The sequence below is a fragment of the Lachnospiraceae bacterium JLR.KK002 genome (assembly GCA_036941025.1).
Classification (GTDB): Bacteria; Bacillota; Clostridia; order Lachnospirales; family Lachnospiraceae; genus Petralouisia.
Map to the genome: position 1 here is coordinate 3,273,625 of JAYMNP010000001.1, position 26,914 is coordinate 3,300,538.

Here is a 26,914-nt window from a genome sequence, read left to right on the forward strand (position 1 = left end):
AGTTACTTTTACTATAAAATTTTTCGTTACAACAGTTTTAATAACTGTATCAGCTCATGCGGCTCCCCTTTGGAGGAATCTGTCAGTCTTGTATCGAACTGCTGAAAACCGTTCTCACGATAGAAAGACAAAAGCCTTTCCTCATCCGCTGCCTCCAAAAAGATAACCATGCCGCCCGCTAAATACTGCAGCCGCTGTATCTGCCGTATTGCAAGCCCTAACAATTCTTTACCTGAAATGCGTTCATTTGCGTCATTATTATAATTTTTCCCAAGCTGTGCGATCAGATACGCCGCAAGATTATAAGTCTGATCCTGTTCATTCAATGTACTTACTCTTGACAGTTTCCTTTTTACGGTATTACTGAATGGTTTTGCGTTTATGGTAATCGGTTTGATTGTGAGTGCAAAATATCCAACCAGCTCTGCATCTTCCGTTGAAAATACCAGATATGTAACCGACTGTTGTTTTTTTGCAAACTCTACAGACTGTTTCTTTATGAATCTTTCAACATCCGGGTTTATCTTACATGAAAACTCGGAAAGAACCTGAAGCAGCGTGTCCTCTCCGAGTCCATGACTTCCATCGCCCAAATACTCACGAATGTTGAAAACTGTATATTTACTTGTTTCCTGCATTCGCTTTCTTCCTTTTCTCCATAAATTTCGCTATATCTTTCGGGTCAGTTAAAAAAGTAGCGCTGACATTGACAGGAGGCGTAGGGTTATTAGCAGATGCTTCAATCGCATCAGCAAACATCTCCACCTGCTTCTGGCCTGATATAACAAAATTCTTTGTAATGCTTGAAGTTGCCATAAAAAACACCTCCTTTATCAGTATGGCTCTTTTTACATTCCGCATACTATCCCATTTACATTGTACGGTTTTATCATCGCTTTTGCAACAGGATTTTTATGAATTTTTTATGCCTACATTGTTACCCCCTTCCCCTTTTCCTTATGCTTCTCCTGTTTTTCTGTTCCAGACACCTTAGCCTTGAACGCTTCCAGTTTCTCTCTCAGCGATGTCCGCTGCACAGGCTTGTCAGCCATTGCCGCCGCCAGTTTCGCCCCCTGTGGCTTTCCATTGTCCACTGCGTAATTATGCCCTGCGTTTTCTACCGGGTATGGAATCGGCACATCCACAGCGCTTTCTCCGGTTTCCGGCTTTATGGAAGCCTCTTCCTCCTGCCCTGACTTCTGGACATCATGTCCAGAAGTTTCCTGTCCTTCGTTTTCTTCCTCCGGCCCATCGTCCATGCCGAGTGCGTCATCGCCCTTTTCGTCCATATTGAGCAGGGCATTTAAGGCGGATAAGCGTTCCAGCTTCTCCGCAAGTTCCGCTTCCTGTGCGAATGATATGGTATAAAAAAAGTTGACAGCCCATTCTCAAGGATTTGAGATATAATCAAGAGAATAAGGAGTGAACAAAAATGGCAGAAAACAGGCAATACGACCATGAATACAAAGTACAGGCAGTGAAACTCGCAAAGGAAATCGGACAAGCAAAAGCCGCCAAAGAACTGGGGGTACCAAAGAATACTATGTATGGCTGGGTACGGGCCAACCGCCCTGGCAGCCTCGACCTTGGGGCAGGTTCACAGACCCCGCAAAGCGCCATGACGCTTAATGAGGAACTCTTAAAGCTCCGACAGCAGGTTAAGGAACAGGAAAAAGAAATCCGCCGTTTGAAAAAGGAAAATGACTTTCTTGAGGAAGCCAGCGCTTTTTTCGCCGCGAGCCGTCTGAGGTCAGCAAAAACGAAAGAATGAAGTTTATTGCGTTTAAAACCAAAGACGGCGAATTAAAAGGAAATCTTTCTTTTTACTGCAGAGCCCTTCGTGTCAGCAGGCAGGGATTTTACCGGTACCTTGCAAATAAAGACCGCCCATGGAAGTACCAGGCTCTGGCAGATGCCATGATGGAGATCCTTGAGGAAGACGATTGTAATGACACCTACGGCCGGATCCGCATGTATCAGGCATTAATGTTAAAACAGCCTGAAAATGTGGATATTCCCAGCGAACGTACTGTTTACCGTGTCATGGAGGATATTGGAATCAGCCATCATCCCAGGCGTAAACCAAACGGAATCACGAAAGCAGACCGGGAAGCCCGGAAATCAGAAGATCTGTTAAAACGTGATTTCAAGTCAGAGGAACCGCTGTCCAAGTGCGTAACAGACATAACAGAGATCAAAGCCAGCGATGGAAAGCTGTATGTTTCCGCTGTTTTCGACTGCTTCGATTCCAGCGTGGTTGGCCTGGCAATGGATACAAACATGAAAGCTCCGTTATGTGTGCGGACATTGAAAAACGCGGCGGAAGCGTATCCAGGCATCCGCGGAGCAATTATCCACAGTGACAGGGGAAGCCAGTACACCAGCCGGCTTTATCGGGACGCAATCAATCAATATGGCATCCGACAAAGCATGAACAGCGCGGGTGGAAGATGCCATGATAATGCCCGCTGTGAAAGCATGTGGGCCAGAATGAAATCAGAACTGTTATATGACCGCTATGATACTGAGAAGATGAGCACAGATGAACTGAAAACCCTGATCTGGAGATATTTCATCAGCTATTGGAATAACCGGAGGATCTGTTCTGCTAATGGAGGGCTTCCTCCCATCATCAAACGACAGCGATACTATGATTCTCTGGAAGAAGCAGCATAGAATACAAAACCCTTGAGAAAAATGTGTCAACTAATCTTGACAAAATCACTATGAGGACAAGGTCATGGAGCGGATTACCGAACGGAATTTTGAAATGATGTCAGGGAAATACCAGAAAGAACAGCTTGAAATCGAAGCAAGACTGAAAGAAGTAACGGAAACGCTCAACGAAAGCTACGAGAAATCGCAGGGAATCCGTGACTTCCTCTCCCTTATCCGTAATTATCAAGGCTTAAAGGAACTGGACGCAACTGTTGTAAATGCACTAATAGACAAGATACTTGTTTCGGAACGTGAAAAATCAGCAGACGGAACAGTGAAGCAGGAAATCAAGATTTACTATAAATTCATCGGCTTTGTCGGTGAATTACATATCACACCCACAAAGCGGTGGACAGCGTTGCCGCCAAAGAATTGTACGGTGTGCGGTGTTGAATACGTCCCCGGCTCTGCTATCTCAAAATATTGCCCGATATGTGCGAAAAAGGTGCAGAGGGAGAAGTCAAACGAGAGCAAACGCAGGAGCAGGACAAGGGACAGACAGGTATGTATTGAACTGTCCGCAAAAAATGACCGACTGATGTTGGATAGTGCGGAGGGGTGACAAAACAAATATAAATAAAAAAGGGACTTCCTCAATCCTTAAAGGCTATGACAGTAACGGTTATAGCTTTTTTTCATGCGGTAATTACCGTAAGAAATAACCCCCTATTCCCACAGGCGGAGAAATACCCAACAACAGTATTCCGCAATCCAATCTCCCGACAATTAACGGAAGAAAACCATATATCAGCACCGAAACCAACCAATCATATCAATCAATCCATATCACAGGAGGGTAAAGACCATGAATAAAAAGCAGGAACAGCAGATTTTGGACTATTACAGCACCACAGACAAATATATCCATAGCAGGACACACTCCAATGCGCATCAAACCGTATTCACCAAAGAAAGCGACAAATACCAGTGGCTTGTGTTGGAGCAGAAAAGCCAGTGCGAAGTCGAGGTAAGGCAGACCGACAATCATGGAACAATCACAGCAAGGGATAATTACGAACTGACAGGAAATCTCCCTAAGTGCATGGGCGTGGAGCGTTTATGTGAGGGCGCAAATTTTCAGATACCTTTTAACGCTGATGAAATCAACTTAATTTATCAGTTTGGGGAGCAGAACAAAGCGGAAACGTGCGCCAGTTTATCCGCTATTCTTCCGCAGGTAAAGGACAGCGATACAAAGCAGATTGTAAGCGACACATTGAAGAAATTAAATGCCCTGTCAGATGAAACGTGTGCGGAACTGACAGCCACCACCAAAAGACGGAAACTGACCGAGCATGACCATTCCATAAAGACAAGATTAGCCAAAGCAAAGGAACAGGCAAAACAGCCGACAGTTGCCGAGGGAAAACAGCACAGAACCCACAGCAAAGGAAAGGGGGATATGGTACTATGAAACTTTCACGATACGAGCAGGAAAGTATTCTCAATTATAATGCAGGAGAACAGACTGCCACCCTCTATACAAGGGATAAGGCGGTCATGCGGAAACTTGACACGCTTGTTGCAGACTTTCCCGACATATACAGATTGACAGGGCAGGACGAGGTATCTAAAACCTATTCCTTTCCGAAATCACACGTCAGCTACCGCAAGCCGAGGGCGGTCAGCACAGAGCAGAGGGAACGGGCAAGGCAGATGATGATTGCAAAGAATAAGGCAAAGGGAGATTAAGCAAAATTTAATGGAATTATGTATGTGCTTATGGTAAAATAACAGCGTTGGATAATTAAACAAATTGAAATTATGGAGTGAGGTAAATATGAAACAAAAAAAGAAAATTGTTCTTCGGGTTATAGTAGGTATAGGAATAGCTTTGTTGATTATTATAATCGCAGCACTTGTATTGTTTAGAAATGAATTGCGCTCTCTTATGTCATTGAAAAAGGTTGATGATTACGGAATGTATCAAATGACCTATTATGGCGATTATGGATTTGATGACTTTCTGGAAATTGGTGCTGAAAATGATGCGGACATTGAAGCATTTGTAACAAAAAAGTTGTTGAAAGGACTGCCAATAAATTTGGGTGTTACAGGAGACGGCTGCACAGCTTTTGTCGTAAAAAATGAGAATGGCGATATTTTGTTTGGAAGAAATTTTGATTATTTATATGCCCCGTCTTTACAACTTTACACTGCACCTAATAATGGATATGCTTCGGTTTCCACCGTCAATCTTTCTTTTGCAGGATATTCTGAGGACAATTTACCAAGTGGTTCTCTTTTTGATGATTTCCTGACATTAGCCGCACCATTTCTTCCCTTTGACGGAATGAATGAGAAAGGGCTTGCGATTGCTACGCTTTCAGTGCTAGAAGCGGAAGCCCCATATAATCCCGACAATATAACATTAAATACAACCACAGCAATGCGGCTTGTACTTGATAAAGCGGCTACAGTGGAAGAAGCCATTGAATTGTTAAAACAATATAATATATATTTTTCTGGAGGTATTGATTGCCATTATTTAATTGCTGATGCAAGTGGGCATTCTGTCATTGTGGAATATGTAAATCAAGAGCTTTGTGTCGTTGAAGCGGAGGACGAATATCAAATTGCTTCTAATTTTATTGCCTATGACGGTTTGAATATCGGAGAAGGAGGGACTGAATTTGAACGCTATGATAAAGTGCAAAATGCGATAGAAGCGAATAACGGTATACTTGAGGAAGGTCAGGCAGTTCAATTATTGGCTGATGTCGGTATTTTTGATGGAAATATAGACAAACTACAATGGAGTGTTCTGTATAATCTTACAACTGGTTACGGAGAGATTTTTGCTAATCGGAAAACGAACAATATCATAAGATTTAATCTGGATATGGATAATTGATATTGGTGCAAACCTCTTGTTTGTTGGGAACAGAATTAAACATAAAAACTGAATATTGTTTACCTTTAGGTAGCGGTTATCTTAACAGACAATCAGCTACCTTTTTTATTTTCAAAAACGTAAGCGCAAAATATCCTGACGGAGTGACAAGGGTTTAATTCGGCTTCATAATGGATAGTGGAAATGCAGGCATCTTACCCTATGCATTGTGCCAGAGTTCTGCAAACGCAAGCATTTCACTATACCTATGGAGGTTCAATATATGCCAGCAAAGCCAGTCAAAGCGAAAGAGCAGTACCGTCTGGTCATGGAATGCCGCTCCAGCGGCCTGACGGACCACCAGTGGTGCAGGGAGAAAGGCATCTGCCCAGGCACATTCTACGGCTGGGTGCGCAGGCTCCGCCAGAAAGGATATCAGGACATACCGGAGCCAGTTCACAGCCAGCGTGTAAGCACAAAACAGGAAATCGTCAGGATAGAGCCTGACATCCGGCAGGGCCGGGATGTCTCCCCGCCCCTTTTGGAGACTGCGTATCCGGCATTCCCGGTTCCGGCCATGGAACTATCCGTAGCCGGTATGGTACTGCGCATCCCCAACGGGACAGATCCGGCGCTGCTGAGAGAAACCGTCCGCCTGATCGGAGGCGGATCATGTCAGGAGACATTTCAGCTGCGGACGAAATCTATATCGTCTGCGGCTACACGGATATGAGGCGTTCCATCGACGGCCTCTGCGGGATCGTGCAGGAAAAGCTCCACATGGATCCCCGCCGCAGCGCCCTGTACCTTTTCTGCGGGAAACGCTGTGACAGGATCAAGGCCCTTTTATGGGAAGGTGACGGGTTCCTGCTCCTTTATAAGAGGATGGAGGCGCAGGGGCGCTTCCGGTGGCCCAGGGACTCCCAGGAGGCAAGGGGCATTTCCTGGAAGCAGTTCGACTGGCTCATGTCAGGACTGGAGATAGAACAGCCCAAAGCGTTCAGGCCGCCTGAAAATGAGCGGGATATCCCTCCGCCCAAAGCCTCCTGACAGCACCGGCGGGTTTCTCAAAAAAAGCTGAATATCCCGAAAAACAAGGTCTGCCAGGCTTCACTCCAGATGCTTTCCATGGTACAATAAAAGCATCAGAAGAGGAGGCAGGGATAGATGGCAAAAGACCCGAAGGACTCCAGAATCATGGAGTATAAGGACACGATCAGCCAACTGAATATGACAGTCAGAAGCCAGAATGAGCTTATCGATTCCCTGCGCCAGACCATTGCTTCTAATAATGAAGCAATGGCGGTCCTGAATGAAAAGGTCGATTATCTTACGAAAAAACTCTTCGGCACATCCAGTGAAAAGTCTGAAAATGTGGAAGGACAGCTCAGCCTTTTCAATGAGGCTGAGCAGGAGGCATCCCCCGCAGGGGAACAGGCGGAAGAAGGCATTGTCAGAGAACATGCCCGCAGGGCAAAGAGCACCCATGCGGATATCTTTAAGGGTGTGCCTGCGAGGGATGAGGTCATCCCCCTTTCCGAAAAACAGAGATACTGTGCGGAATGCGGAGCGGAAATGGAAGCCATCGGGAAGGAGTTTGTCCGTCGGGAATTCCGTTTCACCCCTGCCAGGGGCGAAGTAGTCAATATCTACCGGGAGACGGCAAAGTGTCCGGTATGTTCCACGGCCCCGGCAATGGCGGAAGCCGTAAGGTTCGCCAGGGCTCATGTGCCGGAGGCGCTGATCCCCCACAGCTATGCGTCCGCATCCGCCGTTGCATGGACGATGTACCAGAAATATGCCAATTCCATGCCCCTGTACCGCCAGGAGCAGGACTGGAAACAGATGGGCGTCATCCTGAGCAGGGCGACGCTTGCAAACTGGATCCTGTACTGCGCCGGGAATTATTTTTCTCTGCTGTATGGCTATTTCCGCCGGGAACTTATAAAGAGGCAGTTCCTGATGGCAGATGAGACAAGAGTCCAGGTGCTGAAGGAACCGGAGCGGAATGCGGAGACAGACTCGTTCATGTGGCTGTTCCGGACCGGGGAGGACGGCCTGCCGCCCATCATCCTCTACCGGTATACGCAGACCAGGGCAGGGTTGAATGCGGCAGACTTCTTAAAAGGTTTCAAGGGCTATCTGGAGACGGACTGCTACCAGGGCTACAATGGCCTGCCGGATGTGAAGCGGTGCTGCTGCTGGGCGCACCTGCGCAGGTACTTTGTGGAGGCAGTTCCGAAAGGGAAGGAGCTGGATTACGGCAATCCTGCCGCCCAGGGGGTGCAGTACTGCAACAAGCTGTTCGAGTATGAACGTCAGTCCCATGAGAAAGGACACAGCCACGAGCAGCGGAAAGAATACCGGATCCAGAAAGAGATGCCAGTGCCGGACGCTTTCTGGGAATGGGTCTCACAGCAGTCCCCGAAAAAAGGGACGCGCTTTGAGAAAGCGGTGAACTATGCCCAAAATCACAGAGAGCAGTTCATGACATACCTTGAGGACGGCAGGTGCAGCTTTTCTAACAATCTGAGTGAGAATTCAATCCGTCCGTTCACGGCAGGCCGCCGCAACTGGCTGTTCAGCGATACCCCCAAAGGTGCGGATGCCAGTGCCATGGTTTATACCATGGTTGAGATGGCCAAAGCCCATAACCTGAATATTTATAAATATCTGAAATATCTGCCTGAGCATCTGCCGGAGACCAGGATGGCGGACAGCGAACTATCCAGGCTGGCCCCATGGAATCCGGAGGTTATTGGCAGATGTTCTGGTACAATGTAGAGTAAAATGCTTGCAGTTCCTACAGTCCATTATGTAGGGGCTGTTTTATTTTGTCCATTCGTAGGATTATTGAGCGCTTACGAATAAACGCCTTGCGGAGCTTGACAGGCTGTTTTCCTCTCTCTATGAGGATAAGGTCATGGAGCGTATCACCGAGCGGAATTTTGAGATGATGTCGGGGAAATACCAGAAAGAACAGCTTGAAATCGAAGCACGGTTAAGGGAAGTAACGGAAACCCTTAATGAAAGCTATGAGAAATCGCAGGGAATCCGTGACTTCCTCTCACTAATCCGCAACTATCAAGGCTTAAAGGAACTGGACGCAACCGTTGTAAATGCACTGGTAGACAAGATACTTGTTTCGGAGCGTGAGAAGATGGCGGACGGAAGGGTTAGACAGGAAATCAAGATTTATTATAAATTCATCGGCTTTGTCGGTGAATTACATATCACACCCACGAAGCGGTGGACAGCGTTACCCGCTAAACACTGTACGGTGTGCAGCGTTGAATACGTCCCTGGCTCTGGCATATCAAAGTATTGCCCTGTTTGCGCTAAGAAGATACAGAGGGAGAAGTCGAACGAGAGCAAACGCAGGAGCAGGGAACAAAAACGGATGGTATGTATTGAACTGTCCGCAAAAAATGACCGACTGAATTGGGACACAGGTGGGACATTGTCCCAATTTTGTTCTATGCCCGTATTTTTGTCTGTAAGAAGTGGCGTTTTTCCCTCTGACCTCAATCTGCGGTATCTTGCCTTGCGTTCTGCATCGGACGAGCCTTTTCCTGTCATTTCCTGAATTTCCGGCATATAGTAAGTGTTATCTTCCAATACCTCCACAAGCCCAAGCTGCATGAATGCCCGTATCGCCCTTTCCACTGTTCCTATCTCATGCCTTGTGAGCAGTGCGATCATCTCCGCAGAAAGCGGCGTCATCTCATTTAAGAGCAGTTTTCCGTTATGCTGCAATGATTTTAAATACAGCTTGAGCAGGATATTCACATATAAAACGCCATCTTTTGAACCTTCCAATACCACAATCTCACGTTGGTCAAAAAAATCCTCTTTGAGCTTGAGGAAATAATATTTCTTATTCTCTGCCATAGCTGCCCCCTTCCTTTTTTATTCTTTTTTCCTCCCCAAGATTGGGAAGTATTTCATTCTGTTTTGCTTTTGCCCTCTGTACCATTGCCGCCTTGTCCGCAATCTCCGCAAGTTCCCCAAGAATGGCATCATCTTTTGCTAAATCGTGTGTTATCTTTGCACTTTCCGCTTTCAGTCCGTCAAGTTCCTTTTTCCACGTTTTCGGAAGCAGCTTATCCGTACCACTCATATTTTTCAATCCTGTCCGGTAGGAGAGCGCAGTTTCAATCTTGTCCGCATTTTTGTCATAATAAGACTGTTTCTGCCTGCCGGAAAGACTTTCGTATTTTTTCAGGTACTCTGCATATGGCTTGTAGGCTTGATAGATGTCTACGATATTGGATACTTTTTTCAGCTTTGCATTTAATTCACGCTGGTTGTGAATGTTATCGCTCCGCCGCTTTTTGGTGTCCTCTGCCAGTTTCCGCAAATCTTCAAGCGTTTCAATCTTATGTGATTGCAAAAATGCCACCATAACAGAAAAATCTTTTACATTTCCTGCTTTCGTGTCTGTGCGCTGCCGGATATTGTTACCCTGAATAAAGGCGCTCCGGTTTTGCTGCCATTCCATAAGGATTGAAATTAAAGTGTCCGGTTTCTTTTCCTCTGCCGGTGTTTCTTTTTCTTCCTGTCCAACGGCTTTTTTCTCTTTTTCGAGGAACGTTATTTTATCCGTCAGACGCTCTATGTTCTCCATGCTGGACAGGATAAGGGCGTTGATTTTTCTAATCTCCCTGTTCATGTTGCCGACTTCGGTTTTAATGCCCCTGCGCTCCATTGCGGTCACTGCCGCACCCATATGGATTGTCGGTAAAAGGTCTATGCCCTGCCTTTCAAAAGAACGGTGTTCCGCCGTAATCTCATAGCCGTTCTTTTTGTAAAAATCAGTTTCAATATCCGCCCACAATGCCCGCCATTTTTCCACGTTTTCCCTGTCATCCCAATCAGTAGCGTAAACTTTATGTGACTTATAATCATTGCCTTTCTTTGTGGGGATTTTCTGACCGTTTTTATCAAGGTCATATTCCCGCCAGCATTTCTTTTCTAAAAAAGTCCCGTCTTTTTGGAATGGGCGCATGGTAAGCATGAGATGACAATGCGGGTTCGGGTTTTCATGGTCTGGATTGTGCAGATTCATATCAACAACCATTCTTTTATTTCTAAAAAATTCCGCGAGTGTTCTTGCCGCCTTTAACCGTTCATCCGCATCCAGCTCACAGGGCAGAGAAAATTCAACTTCCCTTGAAAGCTGCGCCCTGCTTCCTTTTTCAAAATTTTCAACAGCGTTCCACAAAACAGAACGGTCTTCAAATTCTTTTGGCGCATACTCCGGCAATAGGATTTCGGAATATATCACATGACCCTTCCTTGAAAAGTCTTTTACTTCACCATCATATTCGCAGTAAATTTTTGTTGCGCTCCGGTATGCGGCAGAAGCCACAGCCGACTGCGGCTTTTCCCCGCCCCTGCTGATTATCTTTGCGTTAAGATGTATCATTTTGGTGCTTATCGGTATCTCCCTCCTTTTCTGCATTTTCTATCCCCGACGGAAAAATGTAGCTGTGCTACATTTGACAAGGGCGCACTTATACACGCTTCGCGTGTGTGCGCCCTGCGGGGCTTTGCCTGCCTTACGGCAGACAACAGGGGAAACGACAATTCCCCTACGGGCGTTCCGCCCTACCCTTTAGTGAACTTTGCGTTCAGATAAAGGCTAAAGAGCAGCCTTTATCTGCCCACAAAGTTTTATAATGCCGCCCGCCACGTTTCGGCAGATAATTTCTATGAATGCTCTTTATTCATTTCCGTCGGGGATTGTGGGTTTACTTTTTCTGTCAAAATATTCTGCATCATCCGGCGGAAATACGAATCAGAAAAGAGAGTATTCAGAATATCTTTTACTGAATCATCATTCAGGGAGGCAAGCTGTTCTTTGGTAATATTCAGCTTTTCTCTGATAAGGTATTCAAAGTGGCTTCCCCATACGATGTTGCGGTGTCGGCGTTCCTTTTCTGTCTTACCTTTTATCTGGTTAAGGAGTTTCGCCTGCCTATGTTTTGCAATGGCAAGCTCGGCTTTCGTTTTCTGCAATTCCGCATCAATTACCTCTCTGTTTCTTAATTTATTTTCGCTCATTTTCTCACTTCCTCTCTGCCTGTAACGCTGTTAATATTGCATATCAATAACAGGCACACAAAAGAGGACACCCGTATCCGGAATGCCCTCTCCTGTGTTTCATCACGCCTGTTTATTTTTCATCATAATCCGTCTTAAACCGTACCGTTATAAGCATAACTTTCCGCACGAGCCTTTCGTACAGTTCCCTGTTGAATCTGCCTTCCTCAATGCTAAGCCTTGCCATGTACGGCTTGAACAGCCGAATCACCTCCTGCATAGCAAAATAATCGCCATTTACTGCCTTTTCCAGTGTTTCAAAGGAAATGTCCCTGTCTTTAAATTTATTCTCCATGACACATTCCCTCCACCAGCCACCGGAGTGTTTTTACCGTATCATTCCTCCATTTGCAGACAGTGCTTTTTGCCAGACCGAGGATTCCCCCAATCTCCCTGTCCGTCCATCCGATGAAGTAATACATCAGCACAATCTGTAACTGTCTGTCCGACAGTTCCCTTAATGCCTGTGCCAAATCACCGTCCACTATGCCGATTTCATAGCCCATGACATAAAAATAGTCAGCGTGGTATGTATCAAAGATTTTATCAACCGTTTCCAACTGCTTTTCGGAAAACATCTCCATGTGCGATTCCCGTTCCGCCATGCGCTTGCGTTCGTTGTAATAGTTAATTTTTTCGTATCTCAATGCCATGCGGCAGTATGTCACAAACTGGCGCACCACCCTGTCTTTTTTATCTTTGTTTATCAATGTCCTGTCCTCTATTTCTGAAAAATTGATTTATCTGAAACGAAGTTAGGACTGGCGGGGAACGGCAGTGTATTGTTGCTTTTAGAAACAGAAAAGCGCTCATTGGTTTTCTTCCAACAAACGCTTTCCCGCCTAAGTTTCAGTGTAAATATTCCTTTTTCCTAATTTGGGACAACTTCCAAATCAAGCTCTTCTGCAATTTTTCTTATAGTTTTTGCCGAATTGTGAAGTTTCTCCATTTCCTTTTCATTCAAAGAAATAGGAACATGGGTTTCGATTCCGTCTGCCCCTATAATAGCGGGCATACTAAGGGCAATTTCTTTAATCCCATAATTTCCATGCATGATAGAAGATACCGGAAGAATAGATTTTTCATCCCTTACAACGCATTCACAGATACGCTTAACCGACATAGCAATTCCATAATAAGTAGCCTGCTTTTTAGAAATAATATCATAAGCGCTGTTTTTTACATCTTCCGCAATCTCCCGCATTGCTTCCTCATGGTTGAAATGTCCACGCATCTCACAAAAATCATTCAATGGAATACCAGATATATTCGTGCTGCTCCATGCTGCAATCTCACTATCCCCATGTTCGCCAATGATAAAGGAATGAATGCTACGGCTGTCTACCCCTAAATGTTTACTAAGCGCATATTTTAGCCTTGCGGTATCAAGAACCGTTCCGGAACCAATTACTCTTTTTTCAGGAAACCCGCTCAGCTTTACAGCAGCATAAGTAAGAATATCAACCGGATTTGATACAATCAGCAATATTCCTTTAAAATTGCGCTTTGCAATTTCAGGAATGATGCTTTTGTAGATAGCAACATTTTTATGTACTAAATCGAGCCTTGTTTCATTCGGCTTCTGGTTTGCCCCGGCAGTCACAATGACAATAGAAGCATCCATCAGGTCATCATAGCCTCCTGCATAAATCTTCATCTGTCCGGCAAACGGAACGCCATGCGAAATGTCCTTTGCTTCTCCGTCTGCTTTATCATAATTTGCATCAAGAAGCACCATTTCAGTGAACAGCCTGCTCTGCATCAGTGTAAATGCTGTTGCAGCGCCTACAAATCCACAGCCGATGACTGCTGCTTTTCTTGGGTTAATTGTTTTTATCATCTCTATTCCTCCCATTCAATAGCGGAAACAGGACAGGAACGAACGGCATCCTGTACCATGCTTTCGTTTTCCGGTGCAGAGTCCTGATACCCCTCCGCCTTATCATCGTCATTCATACGGAATACATCAGGTGCCATCCCAACACACAGCCCGCATCCAATACAAGCATTCTGATCTACATTCACCCTCATGCCGCATCCCCCTTTCGCTAAAATACAACAACCAGCAACATTTTAAACTGCTCTTTACCCAAGACCGCATGAGGGTGTTTTGCGGGCATTACAATAGATTCTCCCTCATGCAGTTCATACTTTTTGTCATCAATCGTAATCTCGCCAACGCCATCCAAACAAATCACAAAGGCATCACCACTGGACTCATGGCTGCTGATTTCTTCTCCCTTGTCAAAAGAAAACAATGTGACACTCAGCGCATTATTTTGTGCTAAAGTCCTGCTTACAACCTGATTGCTTTGGTAAGCAACCTGTTCTTTTAAAACTAAAATTTCTGCCTTGTCTATATTTTTTATTTTTTCCATACTGTTCGTTTGCTCCTTCCCTCAGCCTGATTTTTAACCACCCGTTCAAGATGTTTCTGTTTTCACCTCAAACCCATGTTTCTCAAAAGTTTCAAAAACTTTGTCCATAGGAATATTTTTTATGGCAGCTCCATTTGGTATCGTCATTACCTTACCCATTACAGCTAAAGACATAGGCTTTATAATTTCCTTAAACCCTGCTTCTGCCAATACCTCTTTTATTTCAGGATTTTCACTTACCAGCTCTGAAACTGTTTTTGTGAAATCAACAACTTTACCCATTCGCCTATCTCCTTTTTTCTAACCATGTAATATATTTCTCCTGTATGCCGTCCTGTTCCGCTTTTTTCTCAAACGTTCTTGTCTGTTCATCAATCTGCGCTTTGCATTCCTCTGACAGTGTTCGTAATGCATAAGTGTAGCAGACGGTATCTTCTTTCTCAATGTGACGCTGCAATAAATCCACATAACCCGATGCATGGGTGACGATATCCAGCTTTCCTTCTGTAGTCGGAACACTGGCATACTGCTTAACTGCGTTCTCCAATTCCCCGATATGGAATCTTCCGAAGTCATGTTCCACCAGCATTCCATTGCGCACCAGTTTTTCTGCAACAGGATCGGAATTATTAAGCATAAACCGAAACAATATCTGTTCTTCCTTTCCATGATGATGCTTGTCTGCATAAGTTCTTGCAAAATCAATACACTCCAGAAACTCCTGAACATCAATGTCTGCCCCCTCAATCACAGCACAGCAGGTTCTCCTTAAATGCTTAGTCAGTGCTACGATATTCTCATGTTCTTTCATCAGTAAATCAATTCCATACATTATTTATCCCTCCTTAATCAATGTGAATGTCTGATTTCCTAAATATTTGCAGGAAAAACCGCTGCCCTCCAAAATACCTGCGACCAGCCTCTCCTTCAGGTCATAATAATGACTGACATCTCCTTGTAATGCTTCCCAATATGGCAAATGTATATCCACAGTCTGTTTCCATACTACTGCCTCCTGACTTATGGAAACCACAGTATTAACCCTGTCACAAGGCATTCCGTTCAATAGCAGATTATCTAAATGCCTATAAACTTCTTCTGCGCTTGTTTTCCCCGACAGTTTCCTGCTCCGTCCATACTCATATGCAGCATTCGCAATATCCGGCATACATTCAGAATGGGCATCCATCGTTGAGATGACCAGAAAAGCAAGGCGGTTTTCAGCGGCAGCGATTTTATCCTGTAACCAGCCATGTATATTACTGTTATCAATCATATTTTCAAGACTGCCTTTCTCCACCGCCCCATACTTTTGTTCCATTTCGGAAAGAATGCCATCATCATACCCGTTTTTGCTTATCATATCTGATAATCTTTCAACTAGCCCGTTTTGGAACTCTATTTTTCCGTATAGCCAGTGATGAATCGAACCTAAAAATGCGCTCATTGCACTCCTCCTATGAATTCAGCTTTTTCAAGAGTTCATCGGCATCCAGCCCATGCACCATGCAGGCATCCGCAAGGCTCTCCATCTGTGAGGACGGGCACCCTAAACAGTGCATCCCCATCTGCATCAACACCTCTGCCGCCTCCGGTTTGGTTCTTAAAATTTCTCCAAGTAACATTTCCTTTGTGATTGCCATATTATTTTCCTCCTATCTTTCTTTCCTGTTACAACACTTGCACTTCCTGATTTTTTTCGCCAAACTTTTCTTTTATCTCGGTGCAGATTTCTTCCCTGCTTATGCCTCTTTGTTCCTGCGTCTTAATCATCTTATACGCTTGAAAAAGCGGTGAAGGTCCAATTTCCGAGCTGAAAAATCCGATCCCCTGATTCCATGCCAAAAGTTCAAACACATCATCCAGCGCTGCGGATTCAAGACCATAGATATATGCCTTTACCAGTTCCCGCACAGCCTGCCTCATTCTTCCTGCGCCAACTGCATTTGTCAGGGAAAGGAGCAGACGCATTTCATAGGGGAGAGTGCGCTTCTCACTCTGCCATGTTGCCTGCCAAAAATCCGCCGCGATACGCCCTAAGTCCTCATCAATCATAGGATAATTCAGCAATGCAAGCGGACGGTATGGTGCAGAGCCTTCCGGCTCTTTTTCCTCTGTCCGGTAAAACCAGACATGAAACTCATTTTCTGCCAGCTTCTCTGTATGATGTATATACCCCAGCATATCCATCTCCTTATATAGCGGGTAAGGTTCAAAAGTCTGTATGACCTCAATTCCCTCCCCGGCTTTTAGCGTCATGGCACGTCTTTGTAAGCCGGGAAAGAAATTTCCCTGCACATGGCGTACATCCACTTTGAAGAAGTCTTTCTTTTTATCCTTCCATTCCTCGTACTTTATCATGATATCCTCCTTTATTTATTTTCTTGCTTTGGTGATTACATTATAGTAAAATAAGCAGAGCAAGTATGTTTGAATTCAAACAAAGAGGTGAGATTTTGGAAAAATTTTTAAACGTATTAAAAAAATGCCCGCTGTTTGCAGGATTATCCGATGACGAGATTTTAACCTCGCTAAAGTGTATCGGAGCAAAAGTCAGAAAAAACGCCAAAAATCAATACATCCTTCAGGCAGGAGATTGTACGGACTGTATCAGCCTGCTTGCGTCTGGGACTGCTTTAGTCATTCAGGAAGATTTATGGGGAAACCGGAACGTTATAACAAATCTTATGCCGGGCGACTACTTTGCCGAACCCTTTGCCGCCATTCCTGATGCAGTTCTCAGCGTCAGTGTTGTTGCGACAGAAAATTGTGAAATTGTGGAAATAAATATGAGCCGCCTGATTACCATGTGTTCCGCTGCCTGCAGCCATCATAACCGCCTGATTAAAAACCTGATTACAGCTTTTGCCCAAAAGACACTGTTGTTTAACGAGAAGATAACGCACATGAGCAAGCGAAAAACACGTGATAAGCTGCTTTCCTATTTATCTGCTGAAGCAGCCAGACAAGGATCACTTTCTTTTGACATTCCCTTTAACCGCCAGCAGCTTGCCGACTTCCTCTGTGTAGAACGTGCAGCAATGTCTGTAGAATTATCAAAGCTGCAAAAAGAAGGGCTTCTGAAAACCTTTCATTCTCATTTTGAATTAAGTCCAAATGCCACAAATTAAAACAGGTCAATCTATACATAGCAGATTGACCTGTTTACAAAATACATATTTGTTATCAAATCAGCGGTTGCCTTCTGCAATCCCATAAACGGATTGCAGAAGCATTTTTCCTGATGATGTCTTAAAAACACAATCTATAACATTTCTGATATTGGCTTCCTGATATCCGGATTCGTCAGCATTAACCAAATAATCAGCTTCCAGCAAAATCTGGTAATCAATCCCGTCAACCTCCTGAAAAGTATGATGATGTGCGACCAAAAAGATGATACGGTTCACCATCTCGTTCGACAGCCCTGTACCCTTCAGGAATTCTTCAGCTAATACAGCGCCTTCTTTTTCCTGAAGTTTTCCATTTGTATTTCCGTATTTTTCCCGGCACAAAGGACACGCAATATCATGTATAATAGCCGCAATTTCTATTATTCTCTGTTCATCATCCGCTACTTTCTCACACTCTGCAATCGTTTTTGCATAGGCATACACTTTCATAAAATGATTGATATCATGAAGATTTCCTTTTGAATACTTTACCATTTTAACCATGATTTCTGAAACAGTCATATCATTTCCTCCTGTTATCTATACATCGTCTATAACCAATAGTCCACAAACTTACCAGTCACATCGTACAATTAAAAGCCAACCTTATGGCGAATCGTCATCCAAAACATCAATCCGTTCTATTTTAAAGACATTTAATGTGTCCACATCAGGGCAGGCAAAAACCGCTGTCCCCTTCTCCTGTCCGGGTATTTCGCCGCCGTATCTTAAAATATCAATATATGGAAATGCAACATGCATAGCCATAGGACAGAGTTTTCCACGCTCTGTATCAAAATCAAAACTATCACCTATTTTGTGACCCCTATGACATCCTTTCGTGCCTTTTTGATCAATCAATGTGATCTGGATTCCAGGTTTTTTCATATTTTAAGCACCTCCAACTCCTTCTCAATCGGTATTCCCTTATATATATCTGTATTGTTTCTATTGTTTTCAATCAGGCTGCTCACAGTGTCCATGGCTTTTTTTGTACTGTCATACAGGCTGTTTCCCTCCATCAGTTTTCCCAATAAAACGGAAGAAAAAATATCGCCCGTACCCGGAAACCTGACCGGAATGTTATAAAAAGGAATTGTAAATCTTTGTTTCGTTTTATGATCGAAGCCTGCAACCACATCTTTGCCATCCTGCTGAATGCTTGTGATGATTACCGATTTTGCGCCCATATTACCAAGCCTTTGAATCATTTCATCTACCTCCGAGATTGTTGCAGATTCATGATACTCCACTCCTGTAAGTCTGGCCGCTTCAGTATAATTTGGTACAATATAATCGGCTACTCCTACCAGTTTCTTCATATGTGCAACCATTTGCTCTGTAACTCCATTGTACAGGGTTCCTTCATCTCCCATAATTGGATCAACAAATATCAGGGTTCCTTTCATGCTTTCCTTTCGACAAAATTCTTCTATGATTTTTACCTGCTCCTCTGAAACAATAAAGCCTGTCGCTATCACATCAAAGCAGAATCCCAATTCCTCCCATACTTTAATAGTGTTCTTCATATAATCTGTTGTTTCAAGAATATCGAATTTGCCATAATCCAACGTATTTGATACTAACGCAGTGGGAAGATTATATATTTGGTACCCCATATATGACATCAATGGAAGCATGACCGATAATGCCACCTTTCCATATCCTGCCAGATCATTTATCAACAATACTTGCTTGCCCATTTTCATCATGCCTTTCAGTTAATTCAATTCATCTATAATGAAATAATTATATACAGGGAGCAGGTTTTCGTCAAGATTTGTGTATACAAGCACCAATATATACATTAAATATCCGCCACACTCCGGAATTTTATGGATTTCTGTTACGTGACTGCTTTTATTGACTTTACCCATTTCACTCAATCCGAAATTCTTATCCCCTGTTCTGCAACTCCCGTAAATGTCTAAGCTGAGCTTCGCTTAATGTTCTCGGTTTCCCAATCCTGACAAGATTTTTGGGTAAAACATAGGTCTTACTTACTTCCGTCCATGACTTTAACCTTATTACCTCTGGAAACTCTTTACATAGCTTATCCATTTTCCGTATCCATGCCAGATTAGCTGTGTAAATTGTTGCTTCGCTTTCATCTGCATTAAAGTTGATAACAACCTCCTGCTCATATCTTGATAATTTCATTCCATGCTCCTTTCTCCAGTACCGAAACTTAGGCATTTGCGAAACGCCAGAACCCGCATAAATACGGGATTCTTTTTGTCACAAAATAAAACAACTCCTCACTGGTTTGTGGTAAAATTGAGATGCCGAGTAACAATCAACCATATCCACCAGTAAAGGAGTTGTACCTACATGATAACATACAAACAGCTCTCTTTGGCAGATATTTTTACCGATTGCCAAAATAAATTTGATAATGATAAATATCAGTTCCTTGCACTTCTCGAAAATACCATCAACTTAGATGAAATTGTCCCAGTGTCCTTTATTTCTCATTTCCATGCTGCCACTGGCAGGCCCCGTAAGCATCTGCTTTATCCAATGCTCAGGGCTCTGTTATTACAGCTTATCTTCTCAATCCCAACAACATCCCTGCTGATCATATTCCTGAAATACTCCCAGGAACTGCGGGACTTCTGTGGGTTTGATGTTGTCCCGGATGCCTCTAAATTCACCCGGTTCAAACAGGATTTTTTATCGGACTTACAATCCATGTTCGATCATCTTGTTGACTTGACCGAACCAATCTGCCATTGTATTGATACACAGAAAGCTTCCATGCTTCTCTTTGACACCTCCGGCATTGAGGCATGGGTTACAGAAAACAATCCCAAATATGCCAACCGTATCATCAAACAGCTGAAAGCCTTCAAAAAAGCAAAAGGGATGGACGATTCCTTTGACCCTTATAAAGCCGCCTACGGCTCCATGCCTTCCCATGCTGCCGCCAGTCCAGCCATTCAGCAGATGTACATTAACGGGCATTTCTGTTATGCTTATAAATTCGGTATTATTACCAACGGACTCGGCATTGTCCGGGATATTTCCTTTTATAACAAGGACTTTCTTGCGGCTCATCCTGACATCATTGTTGGAAAAAAATCTGATTCCCCGGATGAAGATAAGAGTCTTGCCGATTCCAGGGCATTGATTCCCACTTTAAAGGATTTCTTTCGGAAGCATCCGCTTATCAATCCGAAAACTTTTCTGGGGGATGCCTCATTTGATTCCATTGAAATCTACAAATACCTGTTACAGGAAGCCTCCTTTGAGAAAGCTTACATTCCCCTCAACGGCAGAATCTCCCTTCCGGAATCCGACTGCCCGCTGAATAAGGACGGCATCCCCTGCTGCCCCAAAGACCCATCCCTTCCAATGAAACGGGAAGGAAGCAAATCCCATCTCCGCTGCGGACTGCCAACCATGAAGTTTGTATGCCCGAAAATGAAATGGGAATATGATAAATCAACCGGTAAAAGCAAACGCGTCTGCCACTGTGAAAATCCCTGTACGGAATCCCCCTGCGGCAGGATGTTTTATATTTATCCCGAGAAAAACCTGCGCGCCTATCCTGGTACGCTCCGTAGTACGGCCGAATGGGATTCCACCTATAAGATCAGGGTAAATGTTGAGAAATCAATCAACCATTTCAAGGACAGCTTCTGTGTTGCCGGGCGTAAAACGCAGAATGAAAAAACGCTTCATGCTGACCTGCTTCTCGCCGGGATTACCCAGCTTATTACAGTAATGGTGGCTGATAAACTGCACAGGCATCAATATATCCGCAGTTTAAAACCTCTGATTGCATAACCTTACATACCGCATACCATTTCACGGGCAGATAACCTTATCTGCTTTGTTTTCATGTCTTAAAACTCTTGTTATCCACATCCGCCTCCTGTAAGTCCGGCTCAACCGGGCCTTTGCCCTATTGGAATCAAGATTTTGAACTTGTTTCGCAATTACCTAGTACCGAAACTGGCACCAATCCAATTTAACGGTACCCTTCCGGTACCAAATAAATATACTCAATCTTGGGCGGTTTTCTATCATTGCTGTTTTCCCCTTGCTGTTTCCTGACAGGCAACCCTTGTCGGCACTGTGTCGTCCAATATTGGCGCTCAAATTTTCTTAAAATTGGTCTTGGCAGTTTATATCAGCTTGGACAGTCATTCAGTTGTACTGTCATTATCCAACAAAACGCCCTGCTTTCCCGTATATCCACCATGTCAGAAATCTTCCAAAAAACAGATTTTTTCTATCATGCTGGAAATTTTCGGTAGGAATCCGCCTGTTTGTGTGATATTCTGTTTTCGTAAAGGAGAGATTTATCTATGAAAACGCAATTAAGCATACAGGAACGCCTGAAAGACCTGCGTGTAGAAAAGGGAATGACTTTAGAACAACTGTCACAGCAGACAAAAATTCCTGCTTCCACGCTTGGCTCTTATGAATCTGATGATTATAAAGAAATACCCCATAGGAACATCATCGAATTAGCAAAATTCTATGAAGTATCAACGGATTATCTGCTTGGTATGACTGAAAACAGACAGCTTGACAACATTGCCCTGTCCAATCTGCACCTGAGTGACGCTGCCCTGACACTTCTCAAAGACCGCAAAATCAACACACTGCTCCTGTCAGAGCTTATCACTCATGAACAGTTCCGAAAACTCATGCTTGACTTGGAGATATATGTTGACGGTCTTGCTGATATGCAGATCAAATCACTTAATTTTGTGGTGGACACAAGCAGAAAGGCACTGATGAAGCGGCACAATCCTGATGAATACAACCTGCAATTAAACACGCTGAAAGCACAGCACCTTGAACTGAATGAATACTTTTCCCATGTGATTGATGACGATATGCACGCCATTATCAAAGACATCAGGAATGCCCATAAAGGCGATATTGATTCTGCCCCTCCTAAGACCATAACCGAACATTGGGAAGAAATTCTTGAAAAAGCTGAAAACTTTGCAGGCACTTCCAAACAGAAACTTGCTTACATATTCACCCAATTTCTAAAGATTAAACCAACCGAAAAGAATATTGATGATATGGCAGATATGCTTGGACAGTCTGAAATCTTAGAACCTGATGCAAAAAAACGCCGGAACAGTACGAAAAGGAAACAGTCTAAGGACTAAATAACTGCAAAACAAAAGGAACTGCATCTATCCGCAATTCCCTGTTACTGTAACCATATTTTATTATTCCTCTGTCTTAACCAGCTCCACCACATCATTCAAATTGATTTTGTCAAGATTAGTTGACACATTTTTCTCAAGGGTTTTGTATTCTATGCTGCTTCTTCCAGAGAATCATAGTATCGCTGTCGTTTGATGATGGGAGGAAGCCCTCCATTAGCAGAACAGATCCTCCGGTTATTCCAATAGCTGATGAAATATCTCCAGATCAGGGTTTTCAGTTCATCTGTGCTCATCTTCTCAGTATCATAGCGGTCATATAACAGTTCTGATTTCATTCTGGCCCACATGCTTTCACAGCGGGCATTATCATGGCATCTTCCACCCGCGCTGTTCATGCTTTGTCGGATGCCATATTGATTGATTGCGTCCCGATAAAGCCGGCTGGTGTACTGGCTTCCCCTGTCACTGTGGATAATTGCTCCGCGGATGCCTGGATACGCTTCCGCCGCGTTTTTCAATGTCCGCACACATAACGGAGCTTTCATGTTTGTATCCATTGCCAGGCCAACCACGCTGGAATCGAAGCAGTCGAAAACAGCGGAAACATACAGCTTTCCATCGCTGGCTTTGATCTCTGTTATGTCTGTTACGCACTTGGACAGCGGTTCCTCTGACTTGAAATCACGTTTTAACAGATCTTCTGATTTCCGGGCTTCCCGGTCTGCTTTCGTGATTCCGTTTGGTTTACGCCTGGGATGATGGCTGATTCCAATATCCTCCATGACACGGTAAACAGTACGTTCGCTGGGAATATCCACATTTTCAGGCTGTTTTAACATTAATGCCTGATACATGCGGATCCGGCCGTAGGTGTCATTACAATCGTCTTCCTCAAGGATCTCCATCATGGCGTCTGCCAGAGCCTGGTACTTCCATGGGCGGTCTTTATTTGTGATTTTGTCAAGATTAGTTGACACATTTTCCTCAAGGATTTTGTATCCTATGCTGCTTCTTTCAGGGAATCATAGTATCGCTGCCGTTTTATCATGGGAGGAAGGCCTCCATTAGAGGAACAGATCCTCCGGTTATTCCAATAGCTGATGAAATATCTCCAGATCAGGGTTTTCAGTTCATCCGTGCTCATCTTCTCTGTATCGTAACGGTCATAGAGTAGTTCAGATTTCATTCTGGCCCACATGCTCTCGCAGCGGGCGTTATCATGGCATCTGCCGCCTGCACTGTTCATGCTCTGCCGTATGCCATACTTCCGGATTACATCCCGGTAAAGCTGGCTCGTGTACTGGCTTCCCCTGTCACTGTGGATAATTGCCCCATGGATGTCCGGATATGTCTTCGCCGCGTTTTCCAGTGTCCGCGCACATAATGGAGCTTTCATATTAGTATCCATCGCCAGTCCAACCACGCTGGAATCGAAGCAGTCAAAAACAGCCGAAACATACAGCTTTCCATCGCTGGCTTTGATCTCTGTTATGTCTGTTACACACTTGACCAGCGGCTTCTCTGACTTAAAATCACGTTTTAACAGATCTTCTGATTTCCGGGCTTGCCGATCCGCTTTCGTGATTCCGTTTGGTTTGCGCCTGGGATGGTGGCTGATGCCGATATCCTCCATGACACGGTAAACAGTACGTTCGCTGGGAATATCCACATTTTCAGGCTGTTTTAACATTAATGCCTGATACATACGGATCCGGCCGTAGGTGTCATTACAATCATCTTCCTCAAGGATTTCCATCATGGCGTCTGCCAGGGGCTGATACTTCCATGGGCGGTCTTTATTTGCAAGGTACTGGTAGAATCCCTGCCTGCTGACATGAAGGGTTCTACAGTAAAAGAAGATATCCCCTTTTAATTTGCCGTCTTTGGTTTTAAGAGCAATGAACTTCATTCTTTCGTTTTTGCTGACCTCAGACGGCTCGCGGCGAAAAAAGCGCTGGCTTCCTCCAGAAAGTCATTTTCCTTCTTCAAACGGCGGATTTCTTTTTCCTGTTCCTTAACCAGCTGGCGGAGCTGAAGAAGTTCCTGGTTAAGGGTCATGGCGCTTTGCGGAGTTTGTGAACCTGCCCCAAGGTCGAGGCTGCCAGGGCGGTTGGCCCGTACCCAGCCATACATGGTATTCTTTGGAACCCCCAGTTCTTTAGCGGCCTTTGCTTGTCCGATTTCCTTTGCCAGTTTCACTGCCTGTACTTTGTATTCATGGTCGTATTGCCTGTTTTCTGCCATTTTTGTTCACTCCTTATCCTCTTGATTATATCTCAAATCCTTGAGAATGGGCTGTCAACTTTTTTTATACCACATCAATATTTCTCTCCCTGCTACCTACAAAACCACACAAGCCCGAATAGGCGGGAATTTGTGAAAATTTCTTTCTATCCCCCCTTTGCACGGCATAATACCGACATTTTTTGAAAATGCCAAAAATGAGCGCAAAAAAACAGGAAACCTTTTCTTGATTTCCTGTCTTGGTGTGCCGTTCTATGTAGCGGCGGTTATTCAGTTTTTAGCTGGCTATAATTCCACAAACCAGAATTTCTATTTCTTTTTTTGTGATTTTATGGAATATACAATGGTGCTGATTAAGGTACACAATATGAGAATATGCAATATAGCATGATATACATCGGGTATATATTTGCCTTCTATTTGTAACCACTGTATTGTGCCTGAAAAATATTCAATTTTTCTTTCTAATGTACCCATAAATCCTTTATTAAAAATAGTGTACCATTCATGGCAGATAAACTGTATCGCAAACCACATCGTAAGCCATACAATTACAAACCATTTACCAATTTGTTCTTTAACAATGAACAATATCACTACTATTACACCACTTTACAACTTTTCCATAAAAAAAATGTCATACAGGACTTTCTGATGTATAATAAGTTTGCAAACAAAAAAATACGAAAGAAAGTGATCCTGTACGACAGACTTATTATACAACGAAAAAACTATAATTGGTAGACTTTATCATTATTTTTACATTTATTTTGAGGCTTGTTCCATTCCTACAGCCGAGACATTGGTCCTGCTCCTGCTGTCCATACTGACACTGGAGTCAGCGGATTCCATCCGTTTCCTTTACAGACATTTCCTGTCAAAGCTAACAGATAAATCCCTGAATGCCTTTTACTATGCCTGCTCCTATGCCAAAGTGGATTATTCCAGGTTTATGAATGCAACAGCATCTATGGCATTGAAACTAATCCCGAAATCCTTAGAGACGCAGCCCGTTTTTTTATGCATGGATGATACCATTGTTCCCAAATATGGAAAGAAATTTGAGGATGTCTCAAAACTCTTTGACCATTCCGCGCACAACGGCAGCGGCTACCTGAATGGGCACTGCTTTGTAAGTGTCATGCTCTGTGTGCCAATGTGGGATAAAGGCAAGATTGTTTACCAGGCGTTTCCGCTTTCCTACCGTATGTGGCAGAAAGAAGAGTCAAAATTAAAGCTGGCTGCTTCCATGGTACGCCAGGCCATGCCTGAATTACAGGAAAAGGCGAATGTCATTATCCTATGCGACAGCTGGTATACAAAAGGGGATCTGGTTTCTGTCGTGGATGAATACCCAAACCTTGGCCTAATCGGAAATGCAAGGTATGACTCTGTCCTTTATGACCTTGCCCCGCAGCCGACCGGAAAAAGGGGCAGGCCTGCAAAACATGGGAAACGTCTTTCGGCGGAAAAAGATTTTACACTTTCGGATGAAAAAATAGGCGGTTATTATATTGGGATGCGCCGTGTCCTTACAAATATTTTCGGCACAAGGGAAGTTTTTGCCTATGTGACAGCCACAGAGAAGGAAGGCGGTTCCAGGCGCCTGTTCTTCAGTACGGTTTTCCCCACACAGCTGCAGATTTTTTGTGCATGGCAGGAAAAGACCCCCCTGAACCAGACGGGGAGTGCATGGATGGATTACATCCCCTTGTTCCTGTACTCATTCAGATGGAAGATAGAAGTCAGCTATTACGAACAGAAAACCTTCTGGTCACTATGCAGCTATATGGTGCGCAGCCGGAAAGGGATTGAAATGCTGGTTAATCTGATCAACATAGCTTATTGTGCGATGAAACTGCTGCCATATCAGGATGAAGCATTTTCAAAGTACCGTAGGGAAAGCGCACAGGATTTCAGGTTTGTGCTCAGCGAGCGGATCAGGCAGGAGGTATTTTTTGCCACTTTCGTGAAAAAGAGCGAAAGTATAATAAAATCATCTGCCCTTATGAGAGCCTTAAAATACCTTGTTCAGCAAAAGGAGCGCTATTTATAATAGTTGTAAAGTGGTGTACTATTAAATAAATTAGAAAAAATATACCATCATCTTTATATGACCTCGAAACTAAACATTTATTTCCAAAGCACAATCCTGTCATAGCCAAAAAAAACCATAGCAACAATATCAACTGTGCTATAATACAATATATTTTTTTCACGCTAATACCTCCAAATCTCGATTGAATTTGTTGCTGCTTTATTATAGAAACTGTCTACTCACTTTACTCATTATACATTCTCCTTAGCCTTGAAAATTCCTATTGA

General features: G+C 43.8%; 34 protein-coding genes and 3 pseudogenes. 14 read left to right on the top strand and 23 right to left on the bottom strand.

The genetic code is table 11. From position 1 onward, the window contains the following. Positions 1 to 26: 26 nt before the first annotated feature. From VSQ32_15885 to VSQ32_15895, 3 genes are all read right to left on the bottom strand, one after another. Positions 27 to 638 carry a GNAT family acetyltransferase gene (locus VSQ32_15885; GenBank protein ID MEH2944296.1) on the bottom strand — a complete coding sequence of 204 codons (612 nt, stop codon included), beginning with the start codon at positions 636 to 638 and terminating at the stop codon, positions 27 to 29. Further along, on the bottom strand, positions 622 to 816 hold the full coding sequence (locus VSQ32_15890; GenBank protein MEH2944297.1) for a hypothetical protein: 195 nt from the start codon (positions 814 to 816) through the stop codon (positions 622 to 624). Before VSQ32_15890 ends, VSQ32_15885 begins: the two co-directional genes overlap by 17 nt. Positions 817 to 929: 113 nt before the next feature. Continuing rightward, positions 930 to 1,289, bottom strand: a complete 360-nt coding sequence (locus tag VSQ32_15895) for a hypothetical protein (protein ID MEH2944298.1) — start codon at positions 1,287 to 1,289, stop codon at positions 930 to 932. A gap of 143 nt (positions 1,290 to 1,432) precedes the next feature. Here VSQ32_15895 and VSQ32_15900 point away from each other — a divergent pair, with 143 nt between their 5' ends. The 10 genes and pseudogenes from VSQ32_15900 to VSQ32_15945 all read left to right on the top strand — a co-directional run bounded on the left by VSQ32_15900 (position 1,433) and on the right by VSQ32_15945 (position 8,711). After that, positions 1,433 to 1,771, top strand: coding sequence for a transposase (locus tag VSQ32_15900; protein ID MEH2944299.1), 339 nt, complete (start codon positions 1,433 to 1,435; stop codon positions 1,769 to 1,771). Then, a complete protein-coding gene (locus VSQ32_15905) occupies positions 1,768 to 2,676 on the top strand; it encodes an IS3 family transposase (protein MEH2944300.1) in 909 nt (302 codons plus the stop codon). Before VSQ32_15900 ends, VSQ32_15905 begins: the two co-directional genes overlap by 4 nt. Positions 2,677 to 2,725: 49 nt before the next feature. Then, positions 2,726 to 3,280 (top strand): annotated as a pseudogene (locus VSQ32_15910) (DUF4368 domain-containing protein). 243 nt (positions 3,281 to 3,523) lie between these two features. Continuing rightward, entirely contained in the window at positions 3,524 to 4,132 is a 609-nt protein-coding gene (locus VSQ32_15915; protein MEH2944301.1) for a transposon-transfer assisting family protein, read from the top strand. Then, positions 4,129 to 4,410 (top strand): hypothetical protein, encoded by a 282-nt coding sequence (locus tag VSQ32_15920; protein ID MEH2944302.1) that lies wholly within the window; start codon positions 4,129 to 4,131, stop codon positions 4,408 to 4,410. Before VSQ32_15915 ends, VSQ32_15920 begins: the two co-directional genes overlap by 4 nt. Positions 4,411 to 4,498: 88 nt before the next feature. Further along, complete coding sequence (locus tag VSQ32_15925; protein MEH2944303.1) at positions 4,499 to 5,572, top strand: C45 family peptidase; 1,074 nt, start codon at positions 4,499 to 4,501, stop codon at positions 5,570 to 5,572. Between the two features lie 262 nt (positions 5,573 to 5,834). After that, entirely contained in the window at positions 5,835 to 6,284 is a 450-nt protein-coding gene (locus VSQ32_15930) for an IS66 family insertion sequence element accessory protein TnpB (GenBank protein MEH2944304.1), read from the top strand. Further along, a complete protein-coding gene (gene tnpB, locus VSQ32_15935; protein MEH2944305.1) occupies positions 6,224 to 6,601 on the top strand; it encodes an IS66 family insertion sequence element accessory protein TnpB in 378 nt (125 codons plus the stop codon). Before VSQ32_15930 ends, tnpB begins: the two co-directional genes overlap by 61 nt. Before the next feature lie 117 nt (positions 6,602 to 6,718). Beyond that, on the top strand, positions 6,719 to 8,335 hold the full coding sequence (locus VSQ32_15940) for an IS66 family transposase (GenBank protein MEH2944306.1): 1,617 nt from the start codon (positions 6,719 to 6,721) through the stop codon (positions 8,333 to 8,335). Positions 8,336 to 8,507: 172 nt separating this feature from the next. Next, positions 8,508 to 8,711: pseudogene (locus VSQ32_15945) on the top strand (DUF4368 domain-containing protein). 38 nt (positions 8,712 to 8,749) lie between these two features. Here the strand turns inward: VSQ32_15945 and VSQ32_15950 are convergent. From VSQ32_15950 to VSQ32_16010, 13 genes are all read right to left on the bottom strand, one after another. Next, the gene (locus VSQ32_15950) at positions 8,750 to 9,442 is read right to left on the bottom strand and encodes a phage replisome organizer N-terminal domain-containing protein (GenBank protein MEH2944307.1); all 693 of its coding nucleotides are present in this window, start codon (positions 9,440 to 9,442) and stop codon (positions 8,750 to 8,752) included. Beyond that, positions 9,429 to 11,015, bottom strand: coding sequence for a MobA/MobL family protein (locus tag VSQ32_15955; GenBank protein MEH2944308.1), 1,587 nt, complete (start codon positions 11,013 to 11,015; stop codon positions 9,429 to 9,431). The genes VSQ32_15950 and VSQ32_15955 overlap by 14 nt, the downstream gene beginning before the upstream one ends. A gap of 248 nt (positions 11,016 to 11,263) precedes the next feature. Beyond that, positions 11,264 to 11,617 (bottom strand): hypothetical protein, encoded by a 354-nt coding sequence (locus tag VSQ32_15960; protein ID MEH2944309.1) that lies wholly within the window; start codon positions 11,615 to 11,617, stop codon positions 11,264 to 11,266. A 112-nt stretch (positions 11,618 to 11,729) separates the two neighbouring features. Next, positions 11,730 to 11,951, bottom strand: coding sequence for a helix-turn-helix domain-containing protein (locus tag VSQ32_15965; GenBank protein ID MEH2944310.1), 222 nt, complete (start codon positions 11,949 to 11,951; stop codon positions 11,730 to 11,732). Then, positions 11,941 to 12,366, bottom strand: a complete 426-nt coding sequence (locus VSQ32_15970) for a sigma factor-like helix-turn-helix DNA-binding protein (GenBank protein MEH2944311.1) — start codon at positions 12,364 to 12,366, stop codon at positions 11,941 to 11,943. Before VSQ32_15970 ends, VSQ32_15965 begins: the two co-directional genes overlap by 11 nt. Before the next feature lie 161 nt (positions 12,367 to 12,527). Continuing rightward, positions 12,528 to 13,496, bottom strand: a complete 969-nt coding sequence (locus tag VSQ32_15975; protein MEH2944312.1) for an L-lactate dehydrogenase — start codon at positions 13,494 to 13,496, stop codon at positions 12,528 to 12,530. 2 nt (positions 13,497 to 13,498) lie between these two features. Then, positions 13,499 to 13,687 (bottom strand): ferredoxin, encoded by a 189-nt coding sequence (locus VSQ32_15980; protein MEH2944313.1) that lies wholly within the window; start codon positions 13,685 to 13,687, stop codon positions 13,499 to 13,501. Between the two features lie 17 nt (positions 13,688 to 13,704). Continuing rightward, positions 13,705 to 14,034, bottom strand: a complete 330-nt coding sequence (locus VSQ32_15985) for a cupin domain-containing protein (GenBank protein ID MEH2944314.1) — start codon at positions 14,032 to 14,034, stop codon at positions 13,705 to 13,707. A 45-nt stretch (positions 14,035 to 14,079) separates the two neighbouring features. After that, positions 14,080 to 14,316: a DUF1858 domain-containing protein gene (locus tag VSQ32_15990; protein MEH2944315.1), complete on the bottom strand. Its 237-nt coding sequence runs from the start codon at positions 14,314 to 14,316 to the stop codon at positions 14,080 to 14,082. Between the two features lie 4 nt (positions 14,317 to 14,320). Next, the gene (locus VSQ32_15995) at positions 14,321 to 14,866 is read right to left on the bottom strand and encodes a hemerythrin domain-containing protein (protein MEH2944316.1); all 546 of its coding nucleotides are present in this window, start codon (positions 14,864 to 14,866) and stop codon (positions 14,321 to 14,323) included. Between the two features lie 3 nt (positions 14,867 to 14,869). Then, positions 14,870 to 15,481 (bottom strand): hypothetical protein, encoded by a 612-nt coding sequence (locus tag VSQ32_16000; GenBank protein MEH2944317.1) that lies wholly within the window; start codon positions 15,479 to 15,481, stop codon positions 14,870 to 14,872. Between the two features lie 10 nt (positions 15,482 to 15,491). Continuing rightward, a complete protein-coding gene (locus tag VSQ32_16005; protein MEH2944318.1) occupies positions 15,492 to 15,677 on the bottom strand; it encodes a DUF1858 domain-containing protein in 186 nt (61 codons plus the stop codon). A 28-nt stretch (positions 15,678 to 15,705) separates the two neighbouring features. Continuing rightward, entirely contained in the window at positions 15,706 to 16,395 is a 690-nt protein-coding gene (locus tag VSQ32_16010; GenBank protein MEH2944319.1) for a DUF2249 domain-containing protein, read from the bottom strand. 65 nt (positions 16,396 to 16,460) lie between these two features. On the opposite strand from VSQ32_16010, the gene VSQ32_16015 reads away from it, so the two are divergent. After that, a complete protein-coding gene (locus VSQ32_16015) occupies positions 16,461 to 17,165 on the top strand; it encodes a Crp/Fnr family transcriptional regulator (GenBank protein MEH2944320.1) in 705 nt (234 codons plus the stop codon). 60 nt (positions 17,166 to 17,225) lie between these two features. On the opposite strand, the gene VSQ32_16020 is transcribed toward VSQ32_16015, so the two are convergent. The 4 genes from VSQ32_16020 to VSQ32_16035 all read right to left on the bottom strand — a co-directional run bounded on the left by VSQ32_16020 (position 17,226) and on the right by VSQ32_16035 (position 19,367). Next, the gene (locus VSQ32_16020; protein ID MEH2944321.1) at positions 17,226 to 17,729 is read right to left on the bottom strand and encodes an HD domain-containing protein; all 504 of its coding nucleotides are present in this window, start codon (positions 17,727 to 17,729) and stop codon (positions 17,226 to 17,228) included. A gap of 84 nt (positions 17,730 to 17,813) precedes the next feature. Beyond that, positions 17,814 to 18,095, bottom strand: coding sequence for a TIGR04076 family protein (locus tag VSQ32_16025; GenBank protein MEH2944322.1), 282 nt, complete (start codon positions 18,093 to 18,095; stop codon positions 17,814 to 17,816). After that, entirely contained in the window at positions 18,092 to 18,910 is an 819-nt protein-coding gene (locus VSQ32_16030) for a pyridoxamine kinase (GenBank protein ID MEH2944323.1), read from the bottom strand. Before VSQ32_16030 ends, VSQ32_16025 begins: the two co-directional genes overlap by 4 nt. Positions 18,911 to 19,103: 193 nt before the next feature. Beyond that, positions 19,104 to 19,367 (bottom strand): hypothetical protein, encoded by a 264-nt coding sequence (locus tag VSQ32_16035; GenBank protein MEH2944324.1) that lies wholly within the window; start codon positions 19,365 to 19,367, stop codon positions 19,104 to 19,106. A gap of 171 nt (positions 19,368 to 19,538) precedes the next feature. Here VSQ32_16035 and VSQ32_16040 point away from each other — a divergent pair. Both VSQ32_16040 and VSQ32_16045 read left to right on the top strand, forming a co-directional pair. Further along, a pseudogene (locus tag VSQ32_16040) lies at positions 19,539 to 20,934 on the top strand (transposase). Positions 20,935 to 21,520: 586 nt separating this feature from the next. Further along, entirely contained in the window at positions 21,521 to 22,342 is an 822-nt protein-coding gene (locus VSQ32_16045) for a helix-turn-helix transcriptional regulator (GenBank protein ID MEH2944325.1), read from the top strand. 152 nt (positions 22,343 to 22,494) lie between these two features. On the opposite strand, the gene VSQ32_16050 is transcribed toward VSQ32_16045, so the two are convergent. From VSQ32_16050 to VSQ32_16060, 3 genes are read right to left on the bottom strand one after another with little or no spacing between them, the layout of a single operon-like run. Next, the gene (locus VSQ32_16050; GenBank protein MEH2944326.1) at positions 22,495 to 23,322 is read right to left on the bottom strand and encodes an IS3 family transposase; all 828 of its coding nucleotides are present in this window, start codon (positions 23,320 to 23,322) and stop codon (positions 22,495 to 22,497) included. Between the two features lie 23 nt (positions 23,323 to 23,345). Beyond that, complete coding sequence (locus tag VSQ32_16055) at positions 23,346 to 24,254, bottom strand: IS3 family transposase (protein MEH2944327.1); 909 nt, start codon at positions 24,252 to 24,254, stop codon at positions 23,346 to 23,348. Next, positions 24,251 to 24,589, bottom strand: a complete 339-nt coding sequence (locus VSQ32_16060; protein ID MEH2944328.1) for a transposase — start codon at positions 24,587 to 24,589, stop codon at positions 24,251 to 24,253. Before VSQ32_16060 ends, VSQ32_16055 begins: the two co-directional genes overlap by 4 nt. A gap of 832 nt (positions 24,590 to 25,421) precedes the next feature. Between VSQ32_16060 and VSQ32_16065 the strand changes: the two genes are divergently transcribed. Further along, positions 25,422 to 26,645 (top strand): transposase, encoded by a 1,224-nt coding sequence (locus VSQ32_16065; protein ID MEH2944329.1) that lies wholly within the window; start codon positions 25,422 to 25,424, stop codon positions 26,643 to 26,645. Positions 26,646 to 26,914 lie beyond the last annotated feature (269 nt).

Excerpts from the sequence above, each read along its gene's own strand:
- VSQ32_15885 (MEH2944296.1), bottom strand. The coding sequence starts at position 638 with ATGCAGGAAACAAGTAAATATACAGTTTTCAACATTCGTGAGTATTTG.
- VSQ32_15890 (MEH2944297.1), bottom strand. The coding sequence starts at position 816 with ATGGCAACTTCAAGCATTACAAAGAATTTTGTTATATCAGGCCAGAAG.
- VSQ32_15895 (MEH2944298.1), bottom strand. The coding sequence starts at position 1,289 with ATGGACGAAAAGGGCGATGACGCACTCGGCATGGACGATGGGCCGGAG.
- VSQ32_15900 (MEH2944299.1), top strand. The coding sequence starts at position 1,433 with ATGGCAGAAAACAGGCAATACGACCATGAATACAAAGTACAGGCAGTG.
- VSQ32_15905 (MEH2944300.1), top strand. The coding sequence starts at position 1,768 with ATGAAGTTTATTGCGTTTAAAACCAAAGACGGCGAATTAAAAGGAAAT.
- VSQ32_15915 (MEH2944301.1), top strand. The coding sequence starts at position 3,524 with ATGAATAAAAAGCAGGAACAGCAGATTTTGGACTATTACAGCACCACA.
- VSQ32_15920 (MEH2944302.1), top strand. The coding sequence starts at position 4,129 with ATGAAACTTTCACGATACGAGCAGGAAAGTATTCTCAATTATAATGCA.
- VSQ32_15925 (MEH2944303.1), top strand. The coding sequence starts at position 4,499 with ATGAAACAAAAAAAGAAAATTGTTCTTCGGGTTATAGTAGGTATAGGA.
- VSQ32_15930 (MEH2944304.1), top strand. The coding sequence starts at position 5,835 with ATGCCAGCAAAGCCAGTCAAAGCGAAAGAGCAGTACCGTCTGGTCATG.
- tnpB (MEH2944305.1), top strand. The coding sequence starts at position 6,224 with ATGTCAGGAGACATTTCAGCTGCGGACGAAATCTATATCGTCTGCGGC.
- VSQ32_15940 (MEH2944306.1), top strand. The coding sequence starts at position 6,719 with ATGGCAAAAGACCCGAAGGACTCCAGAATCATGGAGTATAAGGACACG.
- VSQ32_15950 (MEH2944307.1), bottom strand. The coding sequence starts at position 9,442 with ATGGCAGAGAATAAGAAATATTATTTCCTCAAGCTCAAAGAGGATTTT.
- VSQ32_15955 (MEH2944308.1), bottom strand. The coding sequence starts at position 11,015 with ATGCAGAAAAGGAGGGAGATACCGATAAGCACCAAAATGATACATCTT.
- VSQ32_15960 (MEH2944309.1), bottom strand. The coding sequence starts at position 11,617 with ATGAGCGAAAATAAATTAAGAAACAGAGAGGTAATTGATGCGGAATTG.
- VSQ32_15965 (MEH2944310.1), bottom strand. The coding sequence starts at position 11,951 with ATGGAGAATAAATTTAAAGACAGGGACATTTCCTTTGAAACACTGGAA.
- VSQ32_15975 (MEH2944312.1), bottom strand. The coding sequence starts at position 13,496 with ATGATAAAAACAATTAACCCAAGAAAAGCAGCAGTCATCGGCTGTGGA.
- VSQ32_15980 (MEH2944313.1), bottom strand. The coding sequence starts at position 13,687 with ATGAGGGTGAATGTAGATCAGAATGCTTGTATTGGATGCGGGCTGTGT.
- VSQ32_15985 (MEH2944314.1), bottom strand. The coding sequence starts at position 14,034 with ATGGAAAAAATAAAAAATATAGACAAGGCAGAAATTTTAGTTTTAAAA.
- VSQ32_15990 (MEH2944315.1), bottom strand. The coding sequence starts at position 14,316 with ATGGGTAAAGTTGTTGATTTCACAAAAACAGTTTCAGAGCTGGTAAGT.
- VSQ32_15995 (MEH2944316.1), bottom strand. The coding sequence starts at position 14,866 with ATGTATGGAATTGATTTACTGATGAAAGAACATGAGAATATCGTAGCA.
- VSQ32_16000 (MEH2944317.1), bottom strand. The coding sequence starts at position 15,481 with ATGAGCGCATTTTTAGGTTCGATTCATCACTGGCTATACGGAAAAATA.
- VSQ32_16005 (MEH2944318.1), bottom strand. The coding sequence starts at position 15,677 with ATGGCAATCACAAAGGAAATGTTACTTGGAGAAATTTTAAGAACCAAA.
- VSQ32_16010 (MEH2944319.1), bottom strand. The coding sequence starts at position 16,395 with ATGATAAAGTACGAGGAATGGAAGGATAAAAAGAAAGACTTCTTCAAA.
- VSQ32_16015 (MEH2944320.1), top strand. The coding sequence starts at position 16,461 with ATGTTTGAATTCAAACAAAGAGGTGAGATTTTGGAAAAATTTTTAAAC.
- VSQ32_16020 (MEH2944321.1), bottom strand. The coding sequence starts at position 17,729 with ATGACTGTTTCAGAAATCATGGTTAAAATGGTAAAGTATTCAAAAGGA.
- VSQ32_16025 (MEH2944322.1), bottom strand. The coding sequence starts at position 18,095 with ATGAAAAAACCTGGAATCCAGATCACATTGATTGATCAAAAAGGCACG.
- VSQ32_16030 (MEH2944323.1), bottom strand. The coding sequence starts at position 18,910 with ATGGGCAAGCAAGTATTGTTGATAAATGATCTGGCAGGATATGGAAAG.
- VSQ32_16035 (MEH2944324.1), bottom strand. The coding sequence starts at position 19,367 with ATGAAATTATCAAGATATGAGCAGGAGGTTGTTATCAACTTTAATGCA.
- VSQ32_16045 (MEH2944325.1), top strand. The coding sequence starts at position 21,521 with ATGAAAACGCAATTAAGCATACAGGAACGCCTGAAAGACCTGCGTGTA.
- VSQ32_16055 (MEH2944327.1), bottom strand. The coding sequence starts at position 24,254 with ATGAAGTTCATTGCTCTTAAAACCAAAGACGGCAAATTAAAAGGGGAT.
- VSQ32_16060 (MEH2944328.1), bottom strand. The coding sequence starts at position 24,589 with ATGGCAGAAAACAGGCAATACGACCATGAATACAAAGTACAGGCAGTG.